We start from the raw sequence: 19,274 nt of genomic DNA on the forward strand, positions 1-19,274 counted from the left end.
ATCAGAACAGCCGTTCGCGCACGTAGACGGTGTCTCCGGCGAGGATCGGGTCGGTGATCGGCACACGGCCGGTGATGATCTGTCCGTTGATCTTGCGGGTCACGTCGACATCCCGCTGATTGGCGCGGCTGTTGAAACCGCCGGAGACGGCGATGGCGTTCAGGATCGTCATGCCCGGCACATAGGCGTATTGCCCCGGCTGCCCGACCTGGCCCATGACGAAGATGGACCTATAACGATCGACTTCGATGGAAACGTCGGGGTCACGCAGGTATCCCTGCTTGAGCTTCTGGGCGATCGCGCCTTCGAGTTGGGTGAGGGTCGCACCGCGAGCCGCAACCTGACCGACCAGCGGGAAGGCGATGTAGCCGGCCTGGTCAACGGTGTAGGTGTTGGTGAGGCTCGGTTGTTCGAAGACGGTGACGCGCAGACGGTCGCCGCTGTCGAGCCGATACGGCTGGATGGTGGCCTCGTGAAAGACCTTCGGGGCGGGGCGATAGCTCGCGCAGCCCGATACGCCGATCGACAGGACCACGCTTGCGATCAAAACCATCGCCTGTTTGCCGACCATCGCCATGCGCTGCTGCGCTCCCACTGAACCCATATTCGTTGGCCTGTTATCGAATGATTAGGGTTAATGCCGGGTAAACGACCGGAGGCAGCTTGGCTCATCCAGTCGCCAAAACTGGGAGCATCACGGTTAACCCTTGAGTTACCATGATCCTTTACTTTCGCGGGCAAGATGTTCCGGGAGTCTGTAATGCCGAGTGTGGACCGCGATCAACATGATGTCGATATCGACCTGGCCCAGCTCTTTCGCGCCGTGTGGGAGCGAAAGGGGAGGATCCTGGCCGCGACCGCTCTTGTCGGGGTGTTGGCCTTCATCGGTGCCAATGCGATCTCGCCCACCTACAAGGGCGATGCAAAACTTCTGATCGAGCCGCGGGAGCCGAACTTCTCCGCATCGGGAACCGCGTCCTCGACCGCCGAACCCTTGCCCGATGAACTGAATATCGCAAGCCAGGTGCAACTGCTTCAATCCGTCGATCTGATCAAACAGGTGGCCCGGGACCTCAAGCTGCATGAGCGCACCGAATTCGATCCGGACTCCAGCCCTTCCGTCGTCACCGACTTCCTCGTGCTCTTTGGACTGAAGAGTAACCCGCTGGAACTTCCGCCCGAAGAGCGCGTCATCAACGCCTTCAAGGAAAAGCTCGCCGTCTATCAGGTCGACAAGTCGCGGGTGATCGGGATCGAGTTCACATCGCAGGATCCGAAGCTCGCGGCAGCCGTCCCGAACACCATGATGGACGTCTACCGCTCCTTGCAGAGCGGTGCCAAGCTCGACAGCAATTCCGACGCCGTCCGCTGGCTAGAGACAGAGATCGCCAACCTGCGCGAGAAAGTTCGCGAAGCCGAGCAGAAGGTTGCTGAATATCGCTCCTCGGCGGGCCTGATGTCGCTCGGCTCCGATCAGAGCTCGTTCAGCAGCAAGCAGCTCTCCGATATCTCGACAGAACTTGCCCGAGTGCGTGGCGAACGGGCAAATGCGGAAGCGACCGCCGAGAACCTGCGCGCCAGCATTAAAGCTGGAAGGTCGACCGAAACGCTGGATGCGGTTGCCCGCTCGGAATCGATCCAGCGCTTGAGGGCCGCCGAATCGCAACTCCGCGCCCAGATTTCCGATCTCTCCACGCGCCTCCTCGAGGGGCATCCCCAGATGAAGGCATTGCGCGCTCAACTTTCGGGTATCCGCGAGCAGGTACGGGCCGAATCCCTGAAGGTAGCGGCTGGCCTGGAAAATGAAGCGGCCGTTGCCCGTGAACGCGAAACACAGCTGCTAGCCCAGCTGAATACACTGAAGGCGGACACGGCCCGTGCAGGCGAGGACGAAGTGGGCTTGAAGTCGCTGGAGCGCGAGGCGACGGCCCAGCGTCAGCTGCTCGAAACCTATCTGGCCCGCTACCGCGAGGCGTCGTCACGCCTCGACAAGGATTCGAGCCCTGCCGACGCGCGCGTGATCTCCACCGCGATCGAGCCGCAGCAGCCGAACTTCCCGAAGGTCCTGCCGATCACGATCGTTGCCACGCTCTCGACCATGATCCTCGCGGCCGTTGCCGTGATGCTGGCCGAACTTTTCAGCGGTCGCGCATTGCGTCCGACGGGATCAGTGGCCCCCGTCGCCGTCCGTCGTGAGGAAGAGGCACTTCCTCGGCAGGAAGCCGCTCCCCATCCGGGCAAGCCCGATCGTTCGACCGATACGCCCGCGAGCCTGTTGAACGTTGCCCCGGACGCCGATCTGGTGGAGGAGCTGGAGCAGGTCGTCACTGCCAAGATCCCGGCGGCTGAGACAGCCGAGGAGCACGACGAATTCTCGATCGCGTCTGTCGCCAACTTTCTCGTGGAGCAGGAGACGCGGATCGCCTTTGCAATCTCGCCGTCCGGCGACGATGGTTCGCTCGGCACAGTCGCTCTCGCCCGCGAACTGGCTGATCGCGGCAAGCGCATGGTACTCGTCGATATGACGGGATCGGCCTGCCCGACGCGATTGATGGCGTCCTGGCGCGATCTTCCTGGGGTCACGGATCTGTTGACGGGCGAAGCGGCCTTTGCCGATTGCATCCATCCGGATCGTTCCTCGACGGCCGATATCGTGCCCCAGGGCAATGCGGATATCCGCCAGGCCATGCGGGGTGCGGATCGTCTATCCATGATCGTCGATGCGCTCGCAGACGTCTACGATCTGGTGCTGGTAGAATGCGGCCCTGCCAATGCACAAGGCGTTGCACGTCTCAGCCGCAATGGCCGCCACGAGATCATTCTCTCGGCTCCCGATCCCAAGGCTGATGAACTTGCCGAGATCATGGTTACCTTCGAGGATGTCGGCTACTCTGATCTCGTCCTGCTTTCGGTGAAGACGCCGCCAAGCCGCCACGCGAGAGAGGCAGCATGATATCGGCCGTTCCCAGGCCTGGAACGATCAATCCTCTGGTTTGGCAGTCGGCGCAGCCGTGCCCTGGGCTCGGATCCTTTGGATGAGCGTATAGAGATGCGGATTGCCCTTGATGAAGGTTTTCATCCGGGTGAGGCCGCGATGCGTCATCGCCGCGAGGTGACCGGCAGGGCGCAGAGGCAGCAAGACATCATGGTGCACGGTTTGCACGGAGCACCAGCGCCGCTTGTAGTCCTGATCGCCGATGCCAAAGTCGAACAGGGCAGCACCGTTCAGGGCGCTGCGCTCGATGACCAACCAGAACAGGAGTTCGCCGGGGCTGGCCTCCGCCATCAGACTGTCGTCGATCGAGCCAAACTGGCAGATGACGTGGTCGCCCTTACGCGACAGACCGGTGATCGCGGCGATCTTGCCGTCATGCTCACCCTTCAGGCGAATAGCATGCAGTTCGAGCGGCACGTCGCTTCCGCCCCGATCGAATTCGAGAAGCATGCGAAAGAAGGCCTTTGTCTCCGCGGGCTGGAAGACATTCGGCAAGCCGCCTACGGCAAACCGGGCGGCCTTCTGCTGAAAGAAGCGTTCGAGCAGGGCTTGCTGCTCGGCAAGCTTGGTCGGGCGGATATGGTCGAATCCGCCTGCGGCTTCCAGCTTGCGCACCTGCGCCCGATACTTCTTGCGGCGGCTCTTGGCATTCAGCGGCGCTATCGTCTCTTCCATGGTCGCACACAGCGGCAGCTGGAAGGATGCGTTCTGGTTGCGGATATGCGGCAGAGCCGATAGCGGATGCCGCTCGCCACGCCAGTCGAAGGGGATGTTCGTCAAGCTGAGTAGATCGGCGTGGTCACGCAAGGCTTCGACAAGCAGTGTTTCCAGAGTGGGACCAGAAAGCGTCGGAGCGACCGACCGGAAGGCGGCGCTGAACAGGCCACTGTTGAAGTTCGTGAAGGCGGATCCGATGAAGCGGGCATTGCGCACGAGATAGTGCCGTTCGATTTCGAGCGGCAAGAGAAAGGCGATCTCGTCGTTCAGGCGTCCTTCGACGATGGCAAGCGGATGGCCATGGGTCTCGACCCAGGCGCGGCACCAGTCATAGCCTTGATGCAGAGAGTTCCACGGATCGGACTCGAGCTGCCGCCATGCCCGTTCGACGGGCGCCATGCGCGGGTGGACCCTCAGCGAGAGCTGTCCGGCCGGGCTGTCGAGGCTCGCATGATTGGGTTCGACGGTGGCGCCGTCATCTGGCAGATCTTCGGCAAATGCCATTGCATCATGGCGTATCTGGGCCCGCATGCACCCTATCCCGTCCCGTTTCACTGACGCGCCGGAGCTTAGGCTTACACTGCGAACAAACGGTTATCGGCTTTGGATATGGATCGTCCGACACCGTGCGAGGGTAAAGGCGGAGTTAATCCGCGTCCTTCTTCTTGAAGGGGCCGGCCATCCACTTGATCACCAGCATGGCGGGGATGACCCAGAGCAGTCCGGTCAACAGGAAGTAAAGCAGATGGGCCCACCACGGAGCCGTGGCGAGCGTCGCTGTTGCGATGGTCGTGGCGAGCAGCGCATAGATCGACACGATCAGGATGATCAGGATCGTGCCGACAAAGGATCTCAGTTTCGGGCGCCGTGTCATGCCTTCTTCCTACTCGAAGTCGCCGCCTTCAGTGACGCGACCGCTTGCCGCAAACCGGCGGGCTTGTTTTGCACGCCTGACTGATGCAAATCAACGGGCGAAAAGAGGATTGACGAATGACAGCTGTATTGACCGGAACCGAGTTGCAGGTGCGCAAAGATATAGCCCGTGTGGATGCCGACCGAAAGGCGATCCGGATCTGGCTGGGCGTCGTGATTTTCGCACTTTTCTGTCTCGTCCTGGTGGGCGGCGCAACGCGCCTGACCGACTCTGGGCTTTCGATCACGCAGTGGAAACCGATCCATGGCGTCATTCCGCCGCTCACCGCCGCAGAGTGGGAGGAAGAGCTCGAACTCTACCGGCAGATCCCGCAGTACCAGCAGATCAACAAGGGCATGAGCCTTGATGAGTTCAAGTTCATCTTCTGGTGGGAATGGGCGCATCGTCTGCTCGCCCGGTTGATTGGGGTCATCTTTGCACTGCCGCTCGCCTATTTCTGGATCCGCGGCAAGATCGAGCCGAGCCTGCGCGCGCCTCTCGTCGGTCTCCTGGCGCTCGGCGGTCTCCAAGGCTTCATCGGCTGGTGGATGGTCTCCTCGGGCCTGAGCGAGCGGACTGACGTCAGCCAGTATCGTCTGGCCGTGCATCTGATGATGGCCTGCTTCATCTTCGCCAGCTGCGTCTGGATCTATCGCAGCCTTTACCCGCATACGGACGATGCGGCGCCGACTGAGAGGAGCCGTCTTTTCGCGGGCGTTCTGCTGATCATGACCTTTGTTCAGATCTATCTCGGCGCGCTCGTTGCGGGGCTCGATGCCGGTTTCACCTACAACACCTGGCCACTGATGGACGGTGCCTGGGTGCCCGAGGGGCTCTTCCTTCAGACGCCGGCCTGGATCAACATCTTCGAGAATCCGAAGACGGTGCAATATATTCACCGCATCGGCGCCTATGTTCTTTGGGGTGCTGCGCTGTGGCACATGATCCAATGCCTTCGCGGGGCGGCAGAGACCACCCACGCACGCCGCAGCGTGGTCCTCTTCGTCCTCATCAGCATCCAGGCGGTGATTGGCATCGTCACGCTCGTCACGCAGGTGCCGCTGCATGCAGGCGTCACCCACCAGGGCATGGCGCTGGTTGTACTTGCCTTTGCGGTTGCCCATCTGCGCGCATTCTACGGCGAGCGCCCGAAGCCGGTCCTGGTGGAAATCCGCGACTGAGCCGAACTAGCCGAAGCGATAGGCGGAGTAGGGTTTTCCGAGGAATTCTCCCCGGAAGACCTGCCGGCCAGCATCGGAGCCTGCCGCACCCGATGCCACGAAGAGCGGCACAAGGTGGTCGTGGTCTGGCACATGGCAGGCCAGCGCATCCGGGTTCTGGTCCCAGGTCGAAAGCACCTTCGCCCGCGTCTCGCTGTCCGGATCGGCGACCGCCTCGCTCAGCCAATCGTCGAAGCGGATCGCCTGCTGCACATGGTTCGGTTCGGCCTGCCGGAACATCCGCATGTTGTGATAGCTCATGCCGGATGCGATGATCAGCACATCCTCGTCGCGCAGAGGGGCCAGCGCCTCGCCCATCGCCACATGGCTTTCGACATCCAGCGTGTTCTTGAGCGAGATCATGGTGATCGGCACGGCTGCATCCGGATAGACCAGCATCAAGGGAATGAAGACGCCGTGGTCAAAGCCGCGTGTGTCATCCTCTGCGCTCTCGATACCCGCATTCGCAAGCAATGCTCTGGCGCGGGCCGCAAGCTCAGGCGAACCGGGAGCAGGGTAGGAGAGTTCATAGGTGTGCGGCGGGAAATTGTAGTAGTCGAAGAGCATGCCGGGTTTTATGGCCGTGCTCACCGTCGGCACCGGTTCCTTCTCCCAATGGCCGGAGACGACGAGCACGGCTTTCGGCCGGCGTCCGATCTCCGCATCAAGGCCCTGCAGAAAGGCGCGCAGATCGTCCCACGGTGCCTTGCCCTCCGCATCCCGCGGGAATTCCATGAACGGCCAGGGACCGCCGCCATGAGGGATGAAGTAGACGGGAAAACGGTTGCTCATGGTGCCTCACTTTCACGAGGACACTAGCACCCCTGGTCGTCACCTGAAATCAGGCAGATGATCGACATTTCGTTCGCTAATCATGAACGCAGGCGATGCGAGGTCGGAGCGTCGACCTCGCCGGCAAACAGGCCATTTAAGCCGACAGCATCAGGTCCATGTTCTGCACAGCCGCTCCTGACGCGCCCTTGCCGAGATTGTCGAGCAGCGCCACGAGATTGACATGCGCGCCACCGGGCGTCCCGAAGACGAACAGCTTCATCGTGTCCTGTCCGACCAGTTCTTCGGCATCGATGCGCGGCAGCTTGGCGCTGTCCGCCAGCGGAACGACACTGACGATATCCTGGCCCGAATAATGGGCGACGAGGGCCGCATGGATGCTCTCGACTGTCGTGCCGGCGGCGAGATCCTCCAAGAAGAGCGGCACCTGGACGATCATGCCTTGGGCGAAGCGGCCGACGGAGGGGGCAAAGAGCGGCGCCCGGTCGAGCAGGCCATGGGTCTGCATCTCCGGCACATGCTTGTGCTTAAGGGTGAGGCCGTAGAGGAAGTTATTGGCGCTAAGGTGCTCAGGATGGGTCTTGTCTTCCATCTGCGCGATCATCTGCTTGCCACCGCCGGTATAGCCCGAGACGGCATTGACCGAGACAGGATAGCCGTCCGGCAGGATTCCTGCAGCGCGCAGCGGCCGGATGAGACCGATCGCACCGGTCGGATAGCAGCCAGGATTGGACACATAGCGCGCAGCCTGGATTTTTGCCTTCTGTGCCTTATCCATTTCGGCAAAGCCATAGGCCCAGTCCGGGTGCACGCGAAATGCCGTGGAGGCGTCGAGCAGGCGGACATTGTTGTTGGCCGCCGTCATTTCATAGGCCTGCTTCGACGCATCGTCGGGCAGGCAGAGGATGGCGATGTCGGCGCTGTTCAGCATGTCCTCGCGCATCTTCTCGTTCCGCCGCTCGGCTTCCGGGATCGACAGCAGTTCGAGATCGCGGCGGTCGGCCAGGCGCGTGCGGATCTGCAGACCCGTTGTGCCATGTTCGCCGTCGATGAAGATCTTCGCTGCCATTTGTCTAATCCTGTCAGAGGTTTGGATGAGAATGCGGAATCTGATTGTGAGTGTGTTGAATCAATGTGTCAGGCGCGTGTCGCAAGCTTCTCCGCGCACAGGCCCAGCATATACATTGCAACCGTCGCACCGGCAATTGCGGTGATATCGGCATGGTCATAGGCGGGCGCCACCTCGACGATGTCAGAGCCCCGGATGTCGAGGGCCCCGAGCTTGCGCAGGACAGACAGCATCTTCGCCGAGGAGGGGCCGCCCGCGACCGGTGTGCCCGTACCCGGCGCATAGGCCGGGTCGAGGCAGTCGATGTCGAAGGTCAGATAGGTGGGGGCCGTGCCAACATGCGAGAGGATCGCGTCGGCGATCGCCTGCGCGCCCATATCCTCGACCTCGTAGCCGGGGATGATCTTGATGCCGAAATCTTCGGGCGCTTCTGTGCGGATACCGATCTGGATCGACTTCGTCGGATCGATCACGCCTTCGCGCACGGCCCGGCAGACGAAGGAACCATGGTCGATCCGCTGACCGTCATCGTCCCAGGTGTCCTGATGCGCATCGAAATGCACCAGCGCCAGCGGCCCGTGCTTCGCTGCATGGGCTTTCAGAAGCGGCCAGGTGACGAAGTGGTCGCCGCCAAGGCCGAGCAGATAGGCGCCGGAGGCAATGATCTTCGCGGCCTCCTGCTCGATCAGGGCAGGGGTGTTCTGGTGATTGCCATAGTCGAGCAGCACGTCGCCATAGTCGATGACAGCCATCTGCTCGAAGAGATCGCGGGCGAAGGGATATTGCGGGTCGTTGTCGAAGATGGCGGATGCGCGCCGGATTGCTTGTGGTCCGAAACGGGCGCCGGGCCGGTTGGAGACGGCGGCATCGAAGGGAATGCCGAGCACGACCGCATCGACGTCGCTGACGTCCTTGGAATACTTACGACGCATGAAGGAGAGCACGCCCGCATAGGTCGGGTCGGTCGCGGCGCCACGCAGGGCCTTGGCGGTAAAGGCGTTGTCGATTGTCTTGCTGGCCATCTTTGTCTCCCGGCAAATCTTCGGCGGCAACCTAGCTAGCCGGCAGGGGAAGCGCAATCGCACCGGCTCGCGAAAGCCTTGCCCTTCGGCCATGAAAAAAGGCGGAGCCGAAGCCCCGCCTTGATTTCCGTTTCCGGTTGTCCAGCGATTAACGCTTGGAGAACTGGAACGAACGACGGGCCTTCGCCTTGCCGTACTTCTTACGCTCGACGACGCGGCTGTCGCGGGTCAGGAAGCCACCCTTCTTCAGGACCGAGCGCAGGCCCGGCTCGAAGTAGGTGAGGGCCTTCGAGAGACCGTGACGAACGGCACCGGCCTGGCCGGAGAGACCGCCGCCGTGAACGGTTGCGATGATGTCGAACTGGCCGTCACGGGCAACTGCGACGATCGGCTGCTGCAGAACCATCTGCAGGACCGGACGTGCGAAGTAGGTGCGGAACTCGCGGCCGTTGATGGTGATCTTGCCGGTGCCCGGCTTGACCCATACGCGGGCAACAGCGTTCTTGCGCTTGCCGGTGGCGTAGGAGCGACCCAGGGAGTCGACCTTGCGGACGTGAGCCGGAGCTGCGTCCTGTGCCGGGGCAAGGTCCTTCAGGGAAGAAAGATCGGCCATACTTAGGCGCTCCTTGTGTTCTTGCTATTCAGCGAAGCAACGTCGAGAGCGACGGGCTGCTGAGCTTCATGCGGGTGGTTCGTGCCAGGATAGACGCGCAGGTTCTTCATCTGGCGACGACCGAGCGGGCCACGCGGGATCATGCGCTCGACGGCCTTCTCGAGAACGCGCTCAGGGAAGCGGCCTTCGATGATCTGGCGAGCCGTACGCTCCTTGATGCCGCCCGGATAACCGGTGTGCCAGTAGTACTTCTTGTCGGCATACTTCTTGCCGGTGAAGACGACCTTTTCGGCATTGATGACGATGACGTTGTCGCCGTCGTCAACGTGCGGGGTGTAGGTGGCCTTGTGCTTGCCACGCAGGTGCATGGCGATAATGGTGGCGAGGCGGCCGACAACGAGCCCTTCGGCGTCGATGAGGATCCACTTCTTCTCCACCTCTGCAGGCTTCTGAACGAAGGTAGACATTGAGGTCTCTTTCAGTGTGATCCTGTGTTTCCCAACTGGGGGAGCGACAGGCGTTTCTTGTTGCTTGTTTCGCGCCGTTTTCGACGCAAAAAAGAAAGCGGTCCCGAAGGGCCGCGTTCCGAGGAGGGGTATAGAGTGACTGCTGTTGGAGGTCAAGATCACGGCAGTTGGACGGGCGCGGAGAAACAGAAATTAAAACAATGACTTGAGTGTGTGGTGTTATTTTACCGCATGTCGATCGCTGTCGGCATCAGACTCCATGACCGCGTCAATCAACCGGAAAGGACGGAATTTCGCATTCCAACGAAGCAAGCAAATGGAACAGACGTGTCATAATTGTCAGCGCAACCCATGATTTTGCTAATATTCGCATGAACATAATGAAAACATAAACCGAACGTAACGGCGGAGGTCGTCAACGGAGAACGCCATGTCGCTCGAACGCCGAATTTCGCTCATCACGCTCGGCGTTGCCGACGTCGCTCGCAGCACCGAGTTTTATGCGAGGCTGGGTTGGACAAAATCCTCCGCATCCAATGACCAGGTGACGTTCATCCAGCTGAAGGGCACGGCCCTCGGGCTGTTTTCGCGCGCCAGCCTGGCGGAAGATGCGCATGTCGAAGACACACCCTCGGGCTTTTCCGGCGTCACGCTCGCCTACAATGTCTCGAGCGAGATCGGCGTCGATGCTGTCGTGAAGTTTGCCGTGTCCTGCGGGGCAAGGCTGGTCAAGTCGCCGGAGAAAGTCTTCTGGGGTGGTTACGCCGGCTACGTCGCGGATCCCGATGGTCATTTGTGGGAGATCGCCTTCAACCCCTTCTTCCCGCAGGACGAACACGGACACGTCGTCCTTCCGGAATGATCGCTCGCATTTGACCGATATGGATACGCCCTCGTTAAGCGGTCCGCGCTAGAGTGTGATTGGGACAAGATGGACGGGTAAACCAAAGGCCTTTGCGGGCCGGGAGGAACGTCCATGAACCATGACACCTACCTCAACAGCTATCTCGCCGATATCCTTGCGACGGCCAAGAACGTGGCCGTCGTCGGCGCCTCGCCTGATGACAAGCGCCCCAGTCACTGGATCTCCGGCTTCCTGCTCGGAAAGGGCTATCACGTCTTCCCCGTCAATCCGCTGCATCGCGGAGAAACCATCCTCGGGCAGCAGGTCTACGGATCGTTGGCGGAGATCCCGGAGCCGGTTCATCTCGTCGATGTCTTCCGCCGCACGGAATGCCTAGCGGGCATCGTTGACGAGGTCCTGGCAATGTCGCCCCGGCCCTTGGCGATCTGGTGTCAGCTCGGCATTCGGGATGATGCAGCGGCCGAAAAGGCAGAGGAAGCAGGCATCAGCATGGTCATGAACCGCGCGCTGGTCTCCGAATACCCGCTTGTCTATGAGCGGCTGCATCCGGGCTCGGCGCAAGGTCATGCAGCCTGATATGCTCAGGCGATTCAGAAGCGGATGATCGGTTTTCCAAAGCCGAAACGACGCGTTTCCGGATCGTATTCCTGGCAGTTCAGAACCGGGCAGCGCGCCGTGTCGCGCGTCGGTACATAGGCACGCTCTGCGTATTCATGCGGATCGCACATGGCGTTCCGGGTGACATAGCGGTCGTAAAGCGTCATGCCCTGCACCCGCGTCGACGGGTAGCGCAAAATGACCGCGCCCTCGTTCAGGACCCGCTGGCGCACCTGGTCGCAGGTCAGCGTGGTGGAATTGTAGCGCGAGATTGCAAGCGCCGGCTGGGCAAGCAGCAGGGCTGCGATGGTGGTGATGGCAAGCTGTGTCGGGCGCATGGCGGTCCTCCTTCAGACGGCAGATCAACGTGTGGCCGGGCAGGGCGGTTCCGCCTTGTTCTCGACGGCCGCCACACCATTTAATCCTGATCTGGCGAGATGAGGAGACTGAGATGGCCGATCACGATCACTACAGCGCGGATGACCTGCGGGACATCCTAGGAAGCGTCCGAACGATCGCGTTGCTCGGCGCGTCGCCAAAGCCGGATCGTCCGAGTTTCGGCGTCATGCGTTTCCTTCTGTCGAAGGGCTATACGGTCTATCCGGTCAATCCGGGCCAAGCCGGCAAGGAGATCCTCGGCCAGACCGTCTACGCGACCATGGCGGACATCCCAGAACCGATCGACATGGTCGATGTCTTCAGGGCACCAGAATACCTTGGCGAGGTCGTCGCAGAGTCGCTCGCTTTGCCGAACCGTCCCAAAGTCATCTGGGGTCAGCTGACGGTGCGCGACGATGAAGCGGTGAAGCCGGCCGAAGCGGCCGGCATCCGGGTGGTGATGGATCGTTGCCCGGCGATCGAGATCCCGCGGCTCGGGCTTTGAAGGCTTAGGCCTCGATCAGCAGGTCGGGATTGGCTCGCAACGCATTCAGCGTATCGGCATTGCCGCAGTATTCAACGAATGTTCGCTCGGCCTTGCCCTGCTGCAGATGGTTGCGGCAGGTGTCCTTCGACGAACATTGGGCACAGGTGATCTGCATGTCGCGGAAGACGCGGCGCATGCGGTACTCGACCTCGGCCGGATCAATGTTCAGTGCCCGCATCATGGCCGGCATCTCGTCGGCGGCATGCGGGCCGGCCTTCACGAGCGCCAGCAGCTGATGGGCGCTGATGCCACAATCATCGGCAAGCGCCTCGACTTCGGCATCGGAAAGACCGGCGAGCATGTCGCTCTCGGTGGCATGTTCGAACCCCTGGGCAAACCAGGAGAGGATGTGCTGCACGGTATGGCGGACCGGATCGGCGATCGTCAGTGTCATGGGGGCTCTCCTTCGACTGTGAAGAGAATGCCAGCTAGTCGCGGGGTCGCATTGACCTCGATCAAGTATGAATTTCCCGAACACCCCCGAACTTTGGAATAATCCGGGCTGACATCGGGCGGCGACTGATTATGATCCGGCCCACGTCATCAAGGGAGGACCAGACAATGTCGGAGAAGAATCCGGGTTTCGCAACGCTCGCCATCCATGCCGGTGCCCAGCCAGACCCGACCACCGGCGCGCGCATCACGCCGATCTACCAGACTACGGCCTATGTCTTCAACGATAGCGACCATGCCGCAAATCTCTTTGCCCTCAAGGAGTTCGGCAATATCTACACCCGCATCATGAACCCCACCCAGGGCGTTCTGGAAGAGCGGATCGCAGCCCTTGAAGGCGGCACGGCAGCGCTCGCGGTCGCCTCGGGCCATGCAGCGCAGCTCCTGATCTTCCACTCGCTGATGCAGCCCGGCGACAACTTCGTTGCGGCGAAGAAGCTCTATGGCGGCTCAATCAACCAGTTCGGCCATGCCTTCAAGAATTTCGGCTGGCAGGTCCGCTGGGCCGATCCTGCCGATCCGGAGAGCTTCGCAGCGCAGATCGATGACAAGACCAAGGCCGTCTACATCGAGAGCCTCGCAAATCCCGGCGGCACCTTCGTCGACATCGCAGCCATTGCCGAAGTCGCCCATCGCCACGGCCTGCCGCTGATCGTCGACAACACCATGGCGAGCCCCTACCTGATCCGTCCACTCGAACACGGCGCCGACATCATCGTCCATTCCGTCACCAAGTTCTTGGGCGGTCACGGCAATTCCATGGGCGGCGTCATCGTCGATGGCGGCACCTTCGACTGGTCGGCCAAGCCGGGTAAGTATCCGATGCTGTCGGAGCCGCGCCCCGAATACAACGGCGTTGTCCTGCACCAGGCCTTCGGCAACTTCGCCTTCGCCATCGCTTGCCGCGTCCTCGGCCTGCGTGACCTCGGGCCAGCGATTGCGCCTATGAACGCGTTCCTGCTGCTGACCGGCATCGAAACCCTGCCGCTGCGCATGCAGCGCCACTGCGACAACGCCATGAAGGTTGCCACCTGGCTGAAGAGCCACCCAAAGGTCGCCTGGGTCAACTATGCCGGCCTGCCTGACGATCCGAACAATGCGCTCCAGAAACGTTACTCGCCGAAGGGCGCCGGGTCGGTCTTTACCTTCGGCATCAAGGGCGGGCTTGAAGCCGGCAAGGCGCTGGTCGGTGGTTTGAAGCTCTTCTCGCACCTGGCGAACATTGGCGACACCCGCTCGCTGATCATCCATCCGGCGTCGACGACCCATGCGCAGCTCTCGGAAGCGCAGCAGATTGCCGCCGGCGCTGGCCCTGATGTCGTGCGCCTGTCCATTGGCATCGAGGACGCCGACGACATCATCGCCGATCTCGAACAGGCGCTGGCCTCGGCCTGATCTGTCGTTGAGCGGCGGTGTGAAACACCGCTGCTTTTTTACCTGGAGAGCTTCATGAGCCTGTCCCTGCGATTCGATCCTTCGCCCTTTACGCCCGAAGAGGGCGCTCCCGCCGCCGATCGGCTTATTTCCGGTGACCCGCGCTTCACCACCTGGAATATCGAGGAAGCAGACGGCGGCATCTATGCCGGCATCTGGCAATCGACGCCGGGCAAGTGGCGGATCTCCTACGATGAGTGGGAGTATTTCCACATTCTCGAAGGCCACTCTGTCGTCACCGAGGATGGCGGCGAACCGATCCAGCTGAAGGCTGGCGACCGCCTGATCCTCAGACCCGGCTTCAAGGGAACCTGGGAAGTCCTTGAAACGACTCGCAAGGATTACGTGATCAGGCTCTAGGGGGATGGCAGTTCCTGGCATCTGAGGTGCGGCAGGTCACTGACGGTCGATCGATGGTCGCGCTAGGAGGCTGCCATCATTTCGCAGCGCTAGGTCACCTGAATGAAAATATTTCGCGTCGCCCTCATCGTCATTGTCGGGCTTTTTGTTATCGTCGGTGGCCGCTGGTATGCCTATGTCAGCAACACCAGCAGCCCCTATGACGAAGTCGGAATCGAGATCAACAGCCGTCTTCCGCACGTTCTGCGCAAATGGGGATGCGATCGGCTGCAGCAGTCTTTTCCGAACAGTGTCCCGCCCTATGGCTGCGGCGCTCCGGATAGCCGGAGTTGGATCTGAACGACTGCAGGCGGACTAGTAGGTGATCAGCCCGCTTTCAGATGGGCCGCGGCGGCCTCGTGTTCTGCGGCCATGGCAACATCCTCGGCGGATACCTTCTGGATGCTCGCTCGGCTGTTGAGCCGTTCCATGTAGGCCTTAAAGGCAGAGCGGGCTTCGACGAGGCCGAACATCGTCGTCCAGTTCAGTGCGATACCCCACAAAAGATCGGCCGCGGTAAAGCGCTCACCGAGCAGGTAAGGTCCTGTTTTCAGCGTGTCCTCCAGCATGTCGATCAGAGACTCATAGCTCGCATAGGGCGTCTCGTTCATCGAGCCCGGCTCGCGCTTCATGAAGCGATCGACGACCGCCGGTTCGAAGCAACTGCCATAGATGAAGAGCCAGCGAAGATAGGCGCCGCGATCCGGATCCGTGAGAGCAGGGGCGAGACCCGTTTCGGGGAAGAGATCGGCAAGATAGAGATAAATCGCGCCCTGTTCGGTCACGAGCGTGTCACCGACGCGCACCGCTGGCACCTTGCCGAGCGGATTGATGGCGAGGTAGGCCGGCTGGCGCTGCTCGCCCGCTTTCATGTTGAGCACATGCAATTCGTAGGGCACCTTCAGTTCTTCCAGCAGCACACGCGCACCGGTGGCGCGGGTCTGCGGCGAGTAGAAGAGGGTGATTGGCAGGTCTCTGGTCATCGAAAGTCTCCCTTTTGAAATGAACTGCGCCGAGAGGCGATGGCAGGAGACTGCGCCACCATACCTGTCAGATTGTGTCAGGTTGGTTTAGGATAATCGCCGGAGCGAGGATTTTCCCCATGCGAGCAAGCCGGCTGATCAACATCCTGACCACCCTTCAGGCGAAGGGATTGGTGACCGCCGAGGCATTGGCCGCGGAAAATGCCGTATCCGTCCGCACCATTTACCGGGATATCGACGCGCTCTCGCTCTCTGGCATCCCCGTCTACAGCGAGCGGGGCTCTGTTGGCGGCTATCGGCTGCTGGATGGCTATCGTGTGCGGCTGAATGGCCTGACGCCAGCGGAGGCAGAGGCCATGTTCCTGTCCGGCATTCCCGGTGCCGCTGCCGATCTCGGTCTCGGTTCGCTGATGGCTGGCGCCCAAAAGAAGCTGACAGCCGCGCTACCGGAAGATCTGCGCGAAAGCGCTCGGCGCATGCAGCAGAAGTTCCACCTTGATGCGCCGGCCTGGCTCGCGGAGGGTGAACAGCCCGTCTATTTGCAGGCGATCGCCGATGCTGTCTGGAATTCCAAGCGCATTCGCATGCGCTACCGCTCCTGGAAGGCGGAAAAGAACCGGGTTGCCGAACCGCTCGGTATCGTCATGAAGGGCGGAGCCTGGTATCTCGCCGCTCGCGTCGACGGCACCGTCCGCACCTATCGCATTTCCCGTGTCCTCGACCTTGTTGTCACCGAAGAGCGCTTCGACTGGCCCAGGGATTTCGACCTCGCAGCCTATTGGACCGAAAACACGCAACGCCTCGAACTGGAGCTCTACCCCAACTGGGCGACCATCCGGCTCTCGCCCTGGGGACTGAAGGAAATCAAGCACATGGCGCCGCCCTGTGTGCGCGCCAATCTCGAATTCATCGGAGAGCCGGACGAGGAGGGCTGGCAGACGGTCCGCCTGCCGGTTGCCCATGAGCGCATGGCCGTCTCCGAAATGCTGAAGCTCACAACGGAGGTCGAGGTCATCGACCCGCCGGAGCTGAAGCATGCCATGCGTCGGGCCGTGGAGACCCTGGTGGCCCGCTATGCGGAGCCGGCTGCCCTCACCAGGTGAGATCCAGCCGTTCCAGTCCGTGGAAGTGATAGACATCCTTGACCGTGGGCGTCGCTGCGATCTTCAGCCCCGGCAGCCGCTTGAAGAGCAGCGGCAGCACGATGTTGAGTTCGAGACGCGCGAGCGGCGCGCCGATGCAGAAATGAATGCCGGCGCCGAAGGAGAGGTTGGCCCCTTCATCCCGCGAGGGCTTGAAGGCGAGCGGCTCCGGAAACTTCTGCGGATCGAGATTGGCCGCAGCCAGGATCAGGCTCACCTTGTCGCCGCGCTTGAAAGACACGCCATCGATTTCGCAGGGCTCCAGGCACCAGCGCTGGAAGATATGCACGGGCGCGCAGATCCGGAGCGTCTCCTCGACGGTCCGTTCGGTCGTCTTCTCGTCGGAAAACAGCGTTGAGGGATCGATGCCGCTGTCGAGGATCACGCGAACCGAATTGCCGATCTGGTGCACTGTCGCCTCGTGGCCTGCATTGAGCAGCACGATGGTCGTTGAGATCAGTTCATCCTCGGTGAGGAACTGGCCCTTGTGTTCGGTATGGATCATGTGGCTCAGGAGATCGTCGCGCGGATTGGCGCGGCGTTCGGCAATGACCGTCCGCACATAGTCGGCGAATTCCTTTGCTGAGCGATCCGCGGCCTCTTCGTCGGCCCGGGTCCGCTTGAACATATACATGCCGACATAGTCGTGGCTCCATTTGAGCAGCTGCGGGCCCATCTCTTCCGGGATGCCGATCATCCGCGCGATCATGGTGACCGGGATAATGTCAGCAAAGGTCGACAGAAGCTCTGTCTTTCCATCCGTCTCGAAGCCGTCGATCAACCGGTTCGCGAGCTCTTCGATCTCGGGCGTCATCTTCTCGACGTGGCGCGAAACGAAGGCGCGATTGACCAGCGTGCGAAGCCGCGTGTGTTCCGGCGGTTCGATCTCGAGCAGCGAGTGCTCTTCGGCCTTGTCGAAGTGGCGCGTGTGCTCGGCCGGTTCCGGCATGCCGAGTTCCTCACGCGTCGCGATATGCAGGATCTGCCGGCCGAAGCGCCGATCGCGCAGAAGCGCGTTCACATGATCATAGCCGGTGAAGAACCACTGTTTCTGTTCCTCCCAGTAGAAGGTCGGACAGCTGGCGTGCAGGGCCGCATAGGTCTTGTTCGGATCGCTGTAGAAGGCGGGGTCGCGAGCGTCGAGGGAGACCCGGCGCGTGGCGGGGTCGATGGAAAGGAAGGATGTCTGTGTCATGCGTTCTGTTTATCCTTTGCATCCCCGCGCGCAAGGGGATGCGATTGCGCTCAGTCGTCCAGCTTGTGGGCAACGGCAGAGATGCGTTTGAGAATGGCCACCTGTCGGCTCGCCTGCCGATCGACCTCTACCTGTATGTTATCGTCGCGCGCTGGCGGCACGGTCACCGTCCGGTCGCCCGAACGCAGCGAGGTCCGGTTTCGCCCTTGCGCCTTTGCCGTGTAGAGCGCGATATCGGCTTCCGACAGGAGTTGCTCGAGATCGGCCTTGTGTCGCGGGCTGACCGAGATGCCGACACTCGTCGTCACCGAGATCATTTCCTCGCCTGTTGAAATGGTGCGGTCCGCGAGCGCAAGGCGCACTGTCTCGGCGAACAGCGCTGCATCCCTCGGCTCCGATATTGCCAGCACGGCTGCGAACTCCTCCCCGCCGGTGCGGGCAAAGACCGCCCGTTGCGGAAGGAGCGAGCGGCAGACATCGGCGAATTCCTGCAGGACCCGGTCGCCGATCGAATGCCCGTGCCGGTCGTTGATCTGCTTGAAATGGTCGAGGTCGAAGATCAGCACCCCGAGTGCGTCGAGCGGCGAACTCTCGACCAGTCCCTGATAGGCCTCGGCAAACCCGCGCCGGTTGAGCACTCCCGTCAGCGGATCGGTCCTGACAAGCGTCTGCAGCTGTTCCTGCGAACGGTCCATGGTGATCTTGGCGAGAATGATCACCGAGGTAATGAAGCCGATGACGGCGATGGTGCCCATCCACACGCCGAAGAGATTGTCGGCAAAGCTCGCCGGACGCTGGAAGAGGACGAAGATGCCATAGGCCAATCCGGCGCAGGCCTGGCTCCCCCAGGTCACGGTCAGGAAGGCGCGATACCGGCCGGTGCTGAAGCGCGCACGCGCGGCGATCATCGCGAGCATGGCAAAGCCGATCGACGCGCCGACATGATAGAGCGAGACCCGCAGCGCGAATTCATCGCGGATGACCGGAACGAGGATGCCGACGATCCACACCAGCGGGGGCAACCAGATCAGGCGAGGGGCAGGGCGGTGGTCAAGCGCCGCAAGTCCCTTTGCCCACAGGCTGAAGCCCAGAAGCGAAATGGCGTTTGCCGCCTGGATCGAAAGGGCGTCGGGGATCTGATCGCGTAGCCCGACAAGGCCGAGCCCGCTTGCATGCAGCAGAAACCCGAGGCCGAACCAGAGGAAATGTTTTTGCTCGCGGCCATGCAGCCAGATGGCCAGAAGCAGAATCGCAAGCGTGTTGGCCTGGATGACCCACAGCAAAAACGCGGTCTTCACGTCGATCACGATACAATTCCTGAAATGAATTCGGCAAACAATCGCCCAACAATGGCGCAAGCCGGTTAAACAGTCACTATGAAAACCCGCAGGATCTGAGGGTCGCTCCCGGCGCGACTGGTTGCGAGACTTACCGAAATTTCACCATGTTAGCTATTTCTTGTGCATCGATGCG

22 protein-coding genes are annotated in these 19,274 nt (G+C 61.4%); 9 read left to right on the forward strand and 13 right to left on the reverse strand.

All coding sequences use genetic code 11. The features are described from left to right. Nucleotide 1: 1 nt before the first annotated feature. Nucleotides 2-571, reverse strand: a complete 570-nt coding sequence (locus ACQKP1_RS07770; RefSeq protein ID WP_371418475.1) for a polysaccharide biosynthesis/export family protein — start codon at nucleotides 569-571, stop codon at nucleotides 2-4. 189 nt (nucleotides 572-760) lie between these two features. Here ACQKP1_RS07770 and ACQKP1_RS07775 point away from each other — a divergent pair, with 189 nt between their 5' ends. Beyond that, nucleotides 761-2,953, forward strand: a complete 2,193-nt coding sequence (locus ACQKP1_RS07775; RefSeq protein ID WP_427274831.1) for a GumC family protein — start codon at nucleotides 761-763, stop codon at nucleotides 2,951-2,953. A gap of 27 nt (nucleotides 2,954-2,980) precedes the next feature. On the opposite strand, the gene ACQKP1_RS07780 is transcribed toward ACQKP1_RS07775, so the two are convergent. Then, nucleotides 2,981-4,243, reverse strand: coding sequence for a GNAT family N-acetyltransferase (locus tag ACQKP1_RS07780; protein WP_427274832.1), 1,263 nt, complete (start codon nucleotides 4,241-4,243; stop codon nucleotides 2,981-2,983). Between the two features lie 115 nt (nucleotides 4,244-4,358). Then, nucleotides 4,359-4,586: a DUF2842 domain-containing protein gene (locus tag ACQKP1_RS07785; protein ID WP_006727534.1), complete on the reverse strand. Its 228-nt coding sequence runs from the start codon at nucleotides 4,584-4,586 to the stop codon at nucleotides 4,359-4,361. Between the two features lie 116 nt (nucleotides 4,587-4,702). Here ACQKP1_RS07785 and ACQKP1_RS07790 point away from each other — a divergent pair, with 116 nt between their 5' ends. After that, complete coding sequence (locus ACQKP1_RS07790; protein WP_427274833.1) at nucleotides 4,703-5,806, forward strand: COX15/CtaA family protein; 1,104 nt, start codon at nucleotides 4,703-4,705, stop codon at nucleotides 5,804-5,806. 6 nt (nucleotides 5,807-5,812) lie between these two features. Here the strand turns inward: ACQKP1_RS07790 and ACQKP1_RS07795 are convergent, their stop codons facing one another. The 5 genes from ACQKP1_RS07795 to rplM all read right to left on the reverse strand — a co-directional run bounded on the left by ACQKP1_RS07795 (nucleotide 5,813) and on the right by rplM (nucleotide 9,808). Then, nucleotides 5,813-6,637 (reverse strand): DODA-type extradiol aromatic ring-opening family dioxygenase, encoded by an 825-nt coding sequence (locus tag ACQKP1_RS07795; protein ID WP_427274834.1) that lies wholly within the window; start codon nucleotides 6,635-6,637, stop codon nucleotides 5,813-5,815. 136 nt (nucleotides 6,638-6,773) lie between these two features. Beyond that, on the reverse strand, nucleotides 6,774-7,706 hold the full coding sequence (argC, locus tag ACQKP1_RS07800; protein WP_427274835.1) for an N-acetyl-gamma-glutamyl-phosphate reductase: 933 nt from the start codon (nucleotides 7,704-7,706) through the stop codon (nucleotides 6,774-6,776). Nucleotides 7,707-7,774: 68 nt separating this feature from the next. Then, nucleotides 7,775-8,728, reverse strand: coding sequence for an agmatinase (gene speB / locus ACQKP1_RS07805; protein WP_427274836.1), 954 nt, complete (start codon nucleotides 8,726-8,728; stop codon nucleotides 7,775-7,777). A 148-nt stretch (nucleotides 8,729-8,876) separates the two neighbouring features. After that, nucleotides 8,877-9,341, reverse strand: a complete 465-nt coding sequence (gene rpsI / locus ACQKP1_RS07810) for a 30S ribosomal protein S9 (RefSeq protein WP_203014864.1) — start codon at nucleotides 9,339-9,341, stop codon at nucleotides 8,877-8,879. 2 nt (nucleotides 9,342-9,343) lie between these two features. Continuing rightward, nucleotides 9,344-9,808, reverse strand: a complete 465-nt coding sequence (gene rplM, locus ACQKP1_RS07815) for a 50S ribosomal protein L13 (RefSeq protein WP_076395700.1) — start codon at nucleotides 9,806-9,808, stop codon at nucleotides 9,344-9,346. Between the two features lie 430 nt (nucleotides 9,809-10,238). On the opposite strand from rplM, the gene ACQKP1_RS07820 reads away from it, so the two are divergent. Further along, a complete protein-coding gene (locus tag ACQKP1_RS07820; protein WP_427274837.1) occupies nucleotides 10,239-10,670 on the forward strand; it encodes a VOC family protein in 432 nt (143 codons plus the stop codon). 114 nt (nucleotides 10,671-10,784) lie between these two features. Beyond that, nucleotides 10,785-11,249, forward strand: coding sequence for a CoA-binding protein (locus tag ACQKP1_RS07825; RefSeq protein ID WP_427274838.1), 465 nt, complete (start codon nucleotides 10,785-10,787; stop codon nucleotides 11,247-11,249). A gap of 14 nt (nucleotides 11,250-11,263) precedes the next feature. Here the strand turns inward: ACQKP1_RS07825 and ACQKP1_RS07830 are convergent, their stop codons facing one another. Next, a complete protein-coding gene (locus tag ACQKP1_RS07830; RefSeq protein ID WP_427274839.1) occupies nucleotides 11,264-11,608 on the reverse strand; it encodes a hypothetical protein in 345 nt (114 codons plus the stop codon). 113 nt (nucleotides 11,609-11,721) lie between these two features. Here ACQKP1_RS07830 and ACQKP1_RS07835 point away from each other — a divergent pair, with 113 nt between their 5' ends. Further along, nucleotides 11,722-12,153, forward strand: a complete 432-nt coding sequence (locus tag ACQKP1_RS07835; RefSeq protein ID WP_203014884.1) for a CoA-binding protein — start codon at nucleotides 11,722-11,724, stop codon at nucleotides 12,151-12,153. A 4-nt stretch (nucleotides 12,154-12,157) separates the two neighbouring features. On the opposite strand, the gene ACQKP1_RS07840 is transcribed toward ACQKP1_RS07835, so the two are convergent. Beyond that, nucleotides 12,158-12,589: a DUF6455 family protein gene (locus tag ACQKP1_RS07840; protein WP_203014887.1), complete on the reverse strand. Its 432-nt coding sequence runs from the start codon at nucleotides 12,587-12,589 to the stop codon at nucleotides 12,158-12,160. Between the two features lie 167 nt (nucleotides 12,590-12,756). On the opposite strand from ACQKP1_RS07840, the gene ACQKP1_RS07845 reads away from it, so the two are divergent. The 3 genes from ACQKP1_RS07845 (at nucleotide 12,757) to ACQKP1_RS07855 (ending at nucleotide 14,781) form a co-directional block, all read left to right on the forward strand. Further along, the gene (locus tag ACQKP1_RS07845) at nucleotides 12,757-14,043 is read left to right on the forward strand and encodes an O-acetylhomoserine aminocarboxypropyltransferase (RefSeq protein WP_427274840.1); all 1,287 of its coding nucleotides are present in this window, start codon (nucleotides 12,757-12,759) and stop codon (nucleotides 14,041-14,043) included. A 54-nt stretch (nucleotides 14,044-14,097) separates the two neighbouring features. Next, nucleotides 14,098-14,442, forward strand: a complete 345-nt coding sequence (locus ACQKP1_RS07850; protein ID WP_427274841.1) for a cupin domain-containing protein — start codon at nucleotides 14,098-14,100, stop codon at nucleotides 14,440-14,442. A 102-nt stretch (nucleotides 14,443-14,544) separates the two neighbouring features. Then, nucleotides 14,545-14,781: a hypothetical protein gene (locus ACQKP1_RS07855; protein WP_203014897.1), complete on the forward strand. Its 237-nt coding sequence runs from the start codon at nucleotides 14,545-14,547 to the stop codon at nucleotides 14,779-14,781. Between the two features lie 26 nt (nucleotides 14,782-14,807). Here ACQKP1_RS07855 and ACQKP1_RS07860 read toward each other — a convergent pair whose 3' ends face one another. After that, entirely contained in the window at nucleotides 14,808-15,464 is a 657-nt protein-coding gene (locus tag ACQKP1_RS07860; RefSeq protein WP_203014899.1) for a glutathione S-transferase family protein, read from the reverse strand. 119 nt (nucleotides 15,465-15,583) lie between these two features. Here ACQKP1_RS07860 and ACQKP1_RS07865 point away from each other — a divergent pair, with 119 nt between their 5' ends. Beyond that, entirely contained in the window at nucleotides 15,584-16,567 is a 984-nt protein-coding gene (locus tag ACQKP1_RS07865; protein WP_427274842.1) for a helix-turn-helix transcriptional regulator, read from the forward strand. On the opposite strand, the gene ACQKP1_RS07870 is transcribed toward ACQKP1_RS07865, so the two are convergent. Next, nucleotides 16,557-17,801 (reverse strand): cytochrome P450, encoded by a 1,245-nt coding sequence (locus tag ACQKP1_RS07870; RefSeq protein WP_427274843.1) that lies wholly within the window; start codon nucleotides 17,799-17,801, stop codon nucleotides 16,557-16,559. The genes ACQKP1_RS07865 and ACQKP1_RS07870 overlap by 11 nt on opposite strands. Before the next feature lie 50 nt (nucleotides 17,802-17,851). Then, a complete protein-coding gene (locus tag ACQKP1_RS07875) occupies nucleotides 17,852-19,108 on the reverse strand; it encodes a diguanylate cyclase (RefSeq protein ID WP_427274844.1) in 1,257 nt (418 codons plus the stop codon). Between the last annotated feature and the right edge of the window lie 166 nt (nucleotides 19,109-19,274).

Origin of the sequence: Allorhizobium sp. NPDC080224 (assembly GCF_050281005.1) — a bacterium.
Classification (GTDB): Bacteria; Pseudomonadota; Alphaproteobacteria; order Rhizobiales; family Rhizobiaceae; genus Allorhizobium.